At 61.1% G+C, this 10337-nt stretch carries 7 protein-coding genes; 6 read left to right on the top strand and 1 reads right to left on the bottom strand.

Annotated elements, in window-relative coordinates; translation table 11 throughout:
• Together BKA16_RS23625 and BKA16_RS23620 are read left to right on the top strand one after the other, a co-directional pair.
• On the top strand, window positions 1-1449 hold a 1449-nt coding region (locus BKA16_RS23625; RefSeq protein WP_221247672.1), incomplete at its 5' end, for an APC family permease.
• Between the two features lie 106 nt (window positions 1450-1555).
• Entirely contained in the window at window positions 1556-2518 is a 963-nt protein-coding gene (locus BKA16_RS23620; protein ID WP_183373418.1) for an AraC family transcriptional regulator, read from the top strand.
• Between the two features lie 41 nt (window positions 2519-2559).
• On the opposite strand, the gene BKA16_RS23615 is transcribed toward BKA16_RS23620, so the two are convergent.
• Window positions 2560-3873: an ISL3 family transposase gene (locus BKA16_RS23615; RefSeq protein WP_183373294.1), complete on the bottom strand. Its 1314-nt coding sequence runs from the start codon at window positions 3871-3873 to the stop codon at window positions 2560-2562.
• A gap of 213 nt (window positions 3874-4086) precedes the next feature.
• Between BKA16_RS23615 and BKA16_RS23610 the strand changes: the two genes are divergently transcribed.
• The 4 genes from BKA16_RS23610 (at window position 4087) to BKA16_RS23595 (ending at window position 9893) form a co-directional block, all read left to right on the top strand.
• The gene (locus BKA16_RS23610; RefSeq protein ID WP_183373417.1) at window positions 4087-5268 is read left to right on the top strand and encodes an alpha/beta hydrolase family protein; all 1182 of its coding nucleotides are present in this window, start codon (window positions 4087-4089) and stop codon (window positions 5266-5268) included.
• Window positions 5269-5333: 65 nt separating this feature from the next.
• Window positions 5334-6989, top strand: a complete 1656-nt coding sequence (locus BKA16_RS23605; protein WP_183373416.1) for a long-chain-fatty-acid--CoA ligase — start codon at window positions 5334-5336, stop codon at window positions 6987-6989.
• A 50-nt stretch (window positions 6990-7039) separates the two neighbouring features.
• Complete coding sequence (locus tag BKA16_RS23600) at window positions 7040-8239, top strand: MFS transporter (RefSeq protein WP_343067647.1); 1200 nt, start codon at window positions 7040-7042, stop codon at window positions 8237-8239.
• Window positions 8240-9332: 1093 nt separating this feature from the next.
• Window positions 9333-9893 carry a hypothetical protein gene (locus BKA16_RS23595; protein WP_183373414.1) on the top strand — a complete coding sequence of 187 codons (561 nt, stop codon included), beginning with the start codon at window positions 9333-9335 and terminating at the stop codon, window positions 9891-9893.
• Window positions 9894-10337: the final 444 nt, after the last annotated feature.

Genomic DNA, 10337 nt, shown 5'->3' with positions numbered 1-10337 from the left:
CCACAGCGGCTCCTGGACGCGGGGCAACCCATGGCTGAGGTCGCCAATACCGAGTCTGCTTCTCAGCAACCGACGGGCCGTCTCCAGCGCAATGCAATCGGCGTCTCTGGGATGGTCTTCATGGTGGTGGCATTCGCCGCGCCACTGACGGCCATGGCGTCGAACCTGTCACTCAGCCTCGGCTTCGGTGTCGGGATCGGGACTTTAGGCTGGTTTCTGGTGGTAGGACTGCTACTCGCGGTTTTCACCGTAGGCTACTCGGTCCTTGCCCGGACCGTCGTCAGTGCGGGTGCTTACTTCGCCTATATCGGCCACGGACTGGGCCTGAAGGCCGGTTCGGCCGCGGCGACCATAGCGTTTATATCCTACAACCTCGCGGCCGCCGCAATGGCGGCAGCGGCGGGCTACTTCGGCGATATTGCTGTGCAGGCCTACACCGGTGTTGAGCTTCCGTGGCCCGTTTACTCCGGTGTTGCATTTGTGGTGATGATGGCGGTCAGCTACATCGGCATCGCGATCGCCAGCAAGCTGACTTTGGTCGTGTCCCTCATTCAGTTTGCCCTCCTCGGAGCGCTCGCAGTCAAAGTTCTACTCGATCGTCCGAGTGCTTTCACGCTCGAAGGATTCGAACCGACTGCGATGTTCGGGCCGGGACTGTCTTTGACCATCGTCTTCATCTTCTTGTCGTTCGGCGGCTACGAAGCGGCCGCCGCGTATGGCGAGGAGTGCAGTGCCCCCGAGCGGAAGATCAAGCGAGCGACCTTCATCGCTCTGGGTGTGCTCCTGGTGGTGTTCTTGATCTCCACCTGGACGCTCGTCGCCGCGTTCGACGATGTCCAGGCCGCCGCCGCCGCAGACCCCGCCGGCCTGCTGATCAGCGCAGCCAATCAGTACCTTGGCGCGGCGGCAGCCAAGGTGATCGGGGCGACAGTAGCAATCAGCTTCTTCGCTGCCGCAGTCGCGATTCACAACATGGCTGCAAGGTACGGGTTTGCGCTCGGCCGTGCGGGAATTCTGCCTGCATCGATGGCCAAGACGCACGAGGGTTTTGGAACGCCAAATGTTGCGAGTGCCGTACAGATCGGCACCTCTGTCTCGATTCTCATCCCGTTCATCGTGCTCGAATCTGACCCTATCAGTAGTCTCTTTCCGATCGTCTCTGGGGTTACAGCGCTGACTATCGTAATATTGATGGGCGCCTGCTCGGTGAGCGTCTTGGTAGCATCATTGAAGGGCTCTGTTACCGGAGGGGTTATTGAAACCCGGATATTTCCAGTGGTATCCGCGGTGGGATTCGCATTCGTCATGGCTCTGCTCATCGTCAAGTATGAGGAGGTGACGGGCAGTGATTCTAAGTTAATCTCGGCGATGCCGTTGATCCTGGTGATCGGTGCGGTTGTCGGGGTTGTACGATCACGATACTCCACTGGGGAAATCTCGGTGAATTAGTTTGATGACCGATCTACTGCCCGAGTCGAATACTGATTCTCGATCTTCGAGTACTATTGGTGTGGTGGGGACAGTCTCGGCCAGCGCGCCCCGGCTTCTCCTAGACATGCTGGGAGAAGCCGGGGTAGACGGCGGTTCTCTGGCGCAGGAACTGGGGCTCGACCTGGCAAAAATACAGGATCCCGGCGAACGGTTACAGTCAGACCCAGTAATACATCTACTGAATCGAACTGCGGTTACATTTGGCGACAGTATTTTTGGGGCCCGAATTGGCCGCGACTACCAGCCTGGGCGACTCGGTATACTTGACTACTTGTTTCTCACATCCGGCAACCTCGATAATGCGCTCGAAACGGTAGCCAAGTACAACATCGTTGCGGCCGATTACGGAGCGTACGAGTACCAGAAGAACAGCTCCGATCGACGTGCAGCGATGATCCGCACCATGCCTGGCGAGGTGGACTACACACACGCGGAACTCTTCGTGGTGAGTTGGCAATTGACAATGGCTCGCCACGCAACCGGTCGCGACCTGCGCTCTGCTCGCATCGAACTGTCGCAGCTGGCATCAGCAACTCATCGTGATCTGCTCGAGGCCCTTGGAGTGAAGTCCATCGAGTACGGCTGTCCGGCGGCAACCTTGTCATTGAGCTGGGATGATCTTCGCCTACCGTTGCTTGGGGCCGACCCCCTGCTGGCGGCGGTGCTGCAGCGCCATGCAGACAGTCGACGACCCGCTTCGCCGGGGTGGCCGGCAAAGGTGCGCGCGTACCTGGCAGCAGGGCTGGCCGATCGCAACATGACACTCGAAGTGGCCGCGCGGGACTTGACTGTGAGCCCTCGCAGCCTGCAGGAGTATCTACACCTAGCGGGGACAAGCTGGCGAGCAGAGCTTGCGTCGGCCCGTGACGGGCTGGCAATTGAGCTCCTGCGCAGTAGCAGCCTTCCTGTATCAGCGATCGCGTACCGGGTGGGCTTTTCAGATGCCCGATCCTTCCGTCGTGCCTTTCGCCGACAGAATGGCTGTAGCCCAGACGAGTATCGTCGCGGGGTCCCTCTGCTTGACTGACACCTTCACCAACGACCAGATCAAAATCGGCTCTTCGTATTTCAGAGTGCGTTGATGCGGTCGGCGAGCTGACCGGAGTGCAGCAGGGACCGAAATATGTAGTGGTCGAGGTTCCGGAAGCCTTGCGCGATCCCGCGCAGGTGTTCCAGGCGCCCGTTGACGGCTTCAACGGGCCCGTTGGAGACGCCGACGTCGAAATAGGCGAGGATCTCGGCGCGGCGTGACCACAAGGTGCGTCCGAGCTGGGCGAGTTCCTCTAATCCGTCGGGCAGACCCTTCTGGATGCGTTTGAGCAACTTGAACATCAACTTCTTGCCCTCCCTCCGTCGCGGATGTTCGTAGGCGGCGATCACCTGCAGATACACCTGATAGGTGACCTCGACGACGGCGTGCTCATCGTGGCTGGTCAACGCCTCGAACAAGGTGATCTTCTGCTTGTCAGTCAACAACGCGGGGCGGGTCCGCAGAATCCGCCGAATCTTGTACAGCGGATCACCGGTGCGGCCGCGATGCCCGCACGTGGCCTGCTGGACCCGGGTGCGGCACCGATCGAGCTTGTCCCCGGCCAACGCCACGACGTGGAACGGGTCCATCACGATCCGCGCCGCCGGCAACTCTTCGGCGGTCGCAGTCTTGTAGCCAGTGAACCCGTCCATCGCCACGACCTTCACCCGATCACGAAACACCTGGTCACGACCGTCGAGCCACGTTTTCAACACTTGTTTGGAGCGGCCGGCGATCATGTCGAGCAGCCGGGCCGGGCCGGTCCCGTCGACCACGGGTGTGAGGTCGATCAGGACGGTGACCCAACTCGACTCGCCGTGCCCACGGACGTGTTTCCACTTGTGCTCATCGACGCCCAGGTGCCGGACGCCGTCGAGGTGGGCGCCGGTGTAGACCAGGGCGCGTGCCGCGGACAGGGCGGCCAGGTTGACGACCTTCCACGCGATCCCGAGGTTGGCGGCGACTGCCGCGACGCTCATCTTGTCGACCACGATGCGTTGCACGATCCAACGGGCACACCTGCTGGTCATCACGGCTCGAGGCTCGACGATGCCGGTGATGTCGGCACGGAAGATCGACCTCGCACAGTCCACGGTCTCGCACACGAATCGGGGGACTGCGATACGCAGCAGGACCGGATGCCCGGCCGCGGGGATGTCGGTGACGACACGTTCGGTGTGATCACGCAGGCGGCCGGCGATTCCGCAGGCCGGACAGTGTTGATCAGGATCGAGAACCCGGCACCAGATGTGGGTGCGGTCGGCCGAGTCGACGGCGGCGTCGGTGATCGTGACGCCGAGCTCGACCGTCCGGCAGATCGTGTCAGCAACATCAGAAGTAGGCTGGTGCATGGGTCCTGTGCGTTCGAGAGGGTTTGTGTGAGAACTTCCATTCTCGCACCACAGGACCCGCCTACATGTTGTGGTCACTGCTCCCGCCGACGATCACCAGCTACGCACTCTCACATCCGAAGAGCCGGAAAAATACTGCCCTCGCGCGAACTGACCCCTTGATTGCGCGTTGCGTCCTCACAGAACTAATAGACTGGATCGTACAATTGATTCATGAGCGTAGAACCTATGCAACGAAGCAGCAGCGATATTGTCTACCGGTTTCAAGATCGAGAAATGGATTTCGCTTTCCAGTACGCGCTTGGTGCCGCGAAGACCGGTGGGCTCGATGCGGGAGAGCTACACTACATCGCTTCGAATATTGAGGATGGAAGCGGCGCTTCTTGGGTGACGGAGTTTGAACGGTACGGCGATGCGCAGTACCGATTGGCTATGGAATGGGCGGCCCGTGGTCGACGTAGAAGCGCCGGGGAACTGCTGATGAAGGCCTATTACTGCTATCGGCAAGCCTGGCAGTTCTCGGGAAATACGGAAGCATTCGACGCTCTGATTGACAAGTATGAGAGTGCGTTTTCCAAATCGACGTCTATCACTGATCCTGCACTCACCTCACTCGACATACCTTTCGGAGAGTCAACCCTGCCCGGATTGTTCCTGGATAGAGGTCCGCAGGCGCCAACCGTGATCTTCATCGGCGGTCTCGACTCGTGTAAAGAAGAGATGTATCACCTGATCGGTCTGAATGCCTGGCGACGTGGTTACACCGCGGTAATCGTCGACTTGCCGGGACAAGGCAGCACACCCAATCGGGGTCTGCATCTGATGAGCGATGCCGCAGTTCCGATCGGGGCGGTCATCGACTATCTGATTGAGACTCGTGGCCAAGATCCGGCGCGGTTGGCGATTATGGGGATGAGCGCCGGCGGCTACCTGGTCAGCCGGGCCGTGATGACAGAACGGCGGTTGGCGGCGTGTATCGCCAGCACACCGATCTATGACGGTGGGGGTATTCTGCCGAGAGAGGCAATCGAGCAGCTCGCGTCAGCCGGAGCGATGCGTGACACCTTCCGCATGTACTTGTGGCGATCGGGTACGTCCACGCCGGGTGAGTTCGCAGATCTGATCGCCACCTTCCAGGCCGATCCGGCTCCGGTTCAGTGTCGTTATCTGTCGATCGCGGGGACCGGTGAGGGTCCGGCGTTCTTGGAGCAGGCCAGAACCTGGCACCAGAGGCTCTCTGTAGAGGAAAAGACACTAATCGAGCTCGATGCGTCGACGGGTGCTGACGCCCATTGCCAGGTGAACAACCCGACACGCTTGGCGCAGGAAGTCTGCGACTGGCTGGACGAGGTCTTCGATCAGCGCGAGGCTCCTGGCGACGCGTCGTCTCGCTGATCGCTTCCGGTCACCGTATTCCGCCACGCGGCGGGCCTCACCTTTCACTTGAAGGAAGCAAATCTATGTCTGACATCGTCAAAGGAATGCCCTCGGGCCATGGCGACTCGTACCAGTTGAACACCACATCGTTGATCCGCCACGCGGCACGCACGTACCCCGAGCAAGAGATCGTCTTCCGTAACCGGGATGGGTCGTGGGGGCGGTACACCTATGCCGATTGCTACACACGCGTGCAGAGGGGTGCGAACCTGCTCCGGTCGCTCGGCGTCGAAGCCGGTGATGTGGTAGGCATCCTTGACTGGAACAGTCGTCGTCACTTCGAGTCGTACTGGTCGATTCCAGGCATCGGTGCGGTGATGCTGCAGATGAACCTCCGTCTGGCCCAGGAGGATCTGAGCTATGTGACTGACCACAGCGGCGCCTCTGTGGTGCTTGTTGACGAGACGCTCCTTCCGGTCGCTGAGGCGTTGGCTACCCAGTCGAGTTCGGTTCGTGAGTGGGTTGTCATGACAGACAAACCGCTCACCGAGATCAAGACGTCGCTGCCACGGGTGCGTCACTTCGAGGATCTGCTGGCTCGCGCGGAGCCGGTCTACGACTGGCCGGTGATCGACGAGACGTCCACCTACAGTGCGTGCTACACCACCGGAACTACCGGTAACCCCAAGGGTGTCTACTACTCGCACCGAGGGATCTACTTGCACACAATGGCGCAGGCGGCGAACTTGCGGATGTGCGGCGATGACGCCGCGATGATCGTCACCCCGATGTTCCACGCTCAGGCGTGGGGGCTGCCTCAATCTGCTGTGTATTCGGCCACGAAGATCGTCTTGCCGGGTCAGTATCGCGCAGAGGATACGTCGACTCTGGTGGATGCAATGATCACTGAGGATGTGACGGTGGTTAACGGCGCCCCGGTCATCTTCCAGCCGATGCTCGACTACATCAAATCGCTTGATTCCCGCCCCGACTTCGGTCGAGCTCGCCTGCTTTCTGGATCTACAGAGCCGGCCCTGTCGCTCATGCGTGACTTCTTTGAACTCACCGGTGCCGACATCATTCATGCGTACGGTGCCACCGAGACAGGTCCGACCGCCGCGGTGAACATTGGGCTGAAGCGGTCGCTGCAGAGGAAGCTCACGCCCGGCGAGAAGTGGGACATGAAGAGAAGCCAGGGTCTTCCGCTCAACGGAATCGACGTTCGCATCGTCGACGCGGAGGGGCGGGACCTACCCCACGACGGCGTCGCGCAGGGCGAGATTCTACTGCGCGGCCCGTGGATCGCCGAGAGCTACCGCGACTTGGACGACGACACCGAGCGGTTCCTCGATGGATACTGGCGCAGCGGAGACGTTGGGACCATCTCTCCGGACGGCTACATCAAACTGACGGACCGCCTGAAGGATGTCATCAAGAGCGGTGGTGAGTGGATCTCCTCGATCGACATGGAGAATGCCATCGTCGGGCATCCTGCAGTCGTCGAGGCGGCGGTGATCGGTGTCCCACATCCGAAGTGGCAGGAGCGTCCTGTCGCGCTCGTCGTGACCGCTGACCGATCGTCTCTGCCTATCAAGGAAGTCCACGGGCTGTTGGCAGACCGGTTCGCGAAATGGCAACTGCCAGAGACAGTGCTGTATGTCGACGCACTGCCGCGTACGAGCGTCGGGAAGATCGACAAGAAGGCGCTGCGCGCGACGTACTCAGAATTTCGCGAATAGTGCTCTCCTTGCGCCGACGAGGATCTCGTCGGCGGACGGTGTCACCGTCGGTGTCGTTCGCGATCGCAGTGTTTGCGCTCACGGTCGTCATGCTCGGGACCACTCTGCCGACACCCTTGTACCCGATCTACGGTGACCATCTCGGATTCGGTGTCCTGACCACGACCGTGGTCTATGCCGTCTACGCCACGGGAGTGGCCGGTGCACTGATCCTCTTCGGTCGCTTCTCCGACATCCTGGGGCGCAAGCCACTGCTCCTGGCCGGAGCTCTGCTGTCAGTGGCAAGCGCACTGGTGTTTGTGACTGCAGGAGAACTCTGGCAGTTGATACTCGGCCGCGTGCTTTCGGGCCTGTCTGCTGGTATCTATGCCGGGGCAGCGACGGCTGCAGTGATCGAGGCCGCGCCCCTCTCGTGGCGAGGGCGGGCGGCCGCGTTAGCGACCGCTGCGAATGTTGGAGGCACCGGGATAGGTCCACTCCTGTCCGGATTTCTTGCCCAGTACGGTCCGGTGCCGTTGCGCGCGGTCTTCGTCGTGAACCTTGTTTTGCTTGCGGTTGTCATGGTGGGGATCTGGTGGATGGCTGAGCCGTTGGCGCATCCCTCAGCTGGGCATCTGGCGATTCAGCGATTGTCGGTACCGCACGAGATTCGGAGTGCTTTTGCGCGGGCATCGATTGTCGCCTTTGCAGGGTTCTCGGTTGCTGGATCGTTTGCCGGAGTCGCCCCGGCTTTCGTCTCTCAGGTGGTCGGCATTCAGAGTCCAGCGCTTGTCGGAATCCTGGTTGCCACACTATTGTTGATGTCCGCAGCTGTGCAGATCGCAGGCCGAGGCCTACCCGCGGATCGGGCCATGGTGGCGGGCTGCATAGCACTCGTGGTTGGTGTGGCCATCCTTATTGGGGGGCTCGCAACACGGTCGCTCATCCTGTTGGTGCTCGGCGCCGTCGTCAGCGGCGCAGGGCAAGGGTTGACGTTCAGCAAGGGGTTGGCGGCACTGGTGGCAGTCAGCCCCCAGCCCCGTCGAGCAGAGGTGATCTCCGCCTATTTCCTCGTGGTCTACGTTGCGATCTCCCTTCCCATTGTCGGCGTCGGGCTCGCCGCTTCACGATGGGGCCTACAGGTCGCTGGTGTCGGGTTGAACGTAGTGGTTGGGGTGCTGGCGCTCGTCGCACTGGCATTGACGGTTGCCAGCAGCTGCAGCGCCGGCCAGCACCGGTCTAACCAGGATTCGGACCCAATGCCTGGGTAAATGATGGCACAATGGTGCGTTCGAGCAGGACATCACCGACCCAAACTTGGGTATCGCATTCGAATTCGCGGACGGAACCAATCCACACCGGCTATCGTCACACTCCACCCGTCAGACACACGTAAGGCGCGACCTGGAGAAAGCACCTGCACGGCTTCGATCTTGCCGACGAGATCCGCGGAGGCGGAGAACTGTGCCCGGCCCCCTGTCGAGGGGTGCCGGGCCCAGTCGTGTTTTGGCCCTTTTCGGCGCATCGTCTGCCGTTCTGTCAGCTACTCGCCCAATATCGCCGAAGTAGGGGCTACGTAGAGATAGCCTGCGGCGTCGCGACGATCTTTCCCGTCGCAAGACGGGCGGTCATGTAGACTCCCGAAGCTTCAACGTTCAATACATCTCGAGTCGACTGAACAAGAAGCTCCGCGAAGCGGTACAGAGCGTACCAGGCTACATTCGCTCCTGGCTGCAGAGTATAAGGAGTCGGTTGGCCGATTAGATCGGCGCCCGGAACGTAGGTCGGAGTCTCTTCCCCTCCACGAGAGCATACGGAAATTTGTCTATGACCACCGGAGCTCGACCGTGGTTGGCAACCTCAATGCCGAGGACATGCTCTCCACCGAATCCTTGTGCCCGAAGATTCTCGACATCAAATCCTCTCCAGTCCTTGCCGACAGGCCCGACCACCGCACGAGAACGGTCGGCCAGTCCGTGCATCAGCGTCGCCTTAGGCCTTCCTGCAGACAACAGCCACTGAACGATTTGCCGCCCCAAGCTCATACCTGAGCGCGCCTCCGGAGTCGCAGCTGACGGCGTGCCGATAATGTACGTTATGTTAAGTAGTGCTTAATCGGAAGATATCCGAGTATCGGGTTTACTTAACGTCATGGTGCTACCCTAGCAGTCATGGGATGGACGCACAGCACCGACACCGAGACTCACGAGATGTCGTCGTGACAGCCGCCGAGCGGGTCGGCCTGTCGAGCATCTACCAGCTCGCCACGCACGCGAACAACGGACACCGGCCCAGCATCGCGGACGTGCTCACGATGGCAGCTCGCCTACGACCAACCCCGAACGAATACACCGGACCCTGACTATGGCCGAATCACTCGATCCGGAGTTCGTCGACCTGATCGACACCATCGGGCACCGACGATCAGCGATACTGGCGACCGCAGCCCAATCGGTCGCCGATGATGTGCGCCGCGACGCCGACTACCTCGACACCGCGGCCGCGCACAGTGACGACACCGGCCTGCAGGTTGTGCACCTCCTGCCGGAGATCACGTGGTCCCAGAGCAAGTTCTGGCGGCATCAACTGGCGGCGGCCGCCGACCGGATCGCGCACGACATCCAACGATGGGGTGCGCCGGTCCCCCGCTGCACCGCCGAGGAGATGACGGTGCACCTGGCATTGCGGCGCGCCGCAGTCCTCGATACCGGGCTCCCTGCGCGATGGGCTATGACCACGAGCGATCGCGGCGGTCTCCCCGACACGTGGGGAGATCTGGGCCAGTACCTGGTCCAGGACGACGACGTGCTGATGCTCTACGACGTGCCACCCGAGGCAGTGGCCGAGCTGGCGGGCGGCGTCAACCTCTCCCCCACCCAGTGGTTCACCGAATTCACCACACCATTCCCGATGCCCGACCGATAGACGCGGTCAGCCCACACCGGCCACAGACACGTAAGGATACCCGCTCGGCAGGCAGCACTCGAATTTCTGTGTCGTCGGTATCCTCACAGGTAGTCACAGCCGCCCCGGAAAACGCGATCTAACCATCGATCACAGGTCCCGCTACCGCCTACGCGACACCTTCGCGGCCGCCCCTGGCACCTCATCAGCCGCCCGCGAAACAGCCACCAACCTGCCGTCACAGCAGTCCCACCGTTGCCTGTCAGCAACCACAGATAGCCCTCAGTGGAGCAGGGAGCACCTCTACTACAGAGGTGTCGCTGTCCGGTCCGGACAAACTCTTTTCGCCCTATGACCAGCCTCTACGGCGGAATTCGCGCCCGAGAGTTTGGTAGGAGTTGACCCTAGGGGTGAAATGACGCGCAGGAGATGTTTGCTCCAAACTTGCCGGGATGTGAGGCCTAC

Source organism: Gordonia humi, assembly GCF_014197435.1.
GTDB lineage: Bacteria > Actinomycetota > Actinomycetes > Mycobacteriales > Mycobacteriaceae > Gordonia > Gordonia humi.
The sequence above is the reverse complement of the archived record's forward strand: the minus strand, read 5'-3'. Positions and strand labels throughout refer to the sequence as shown.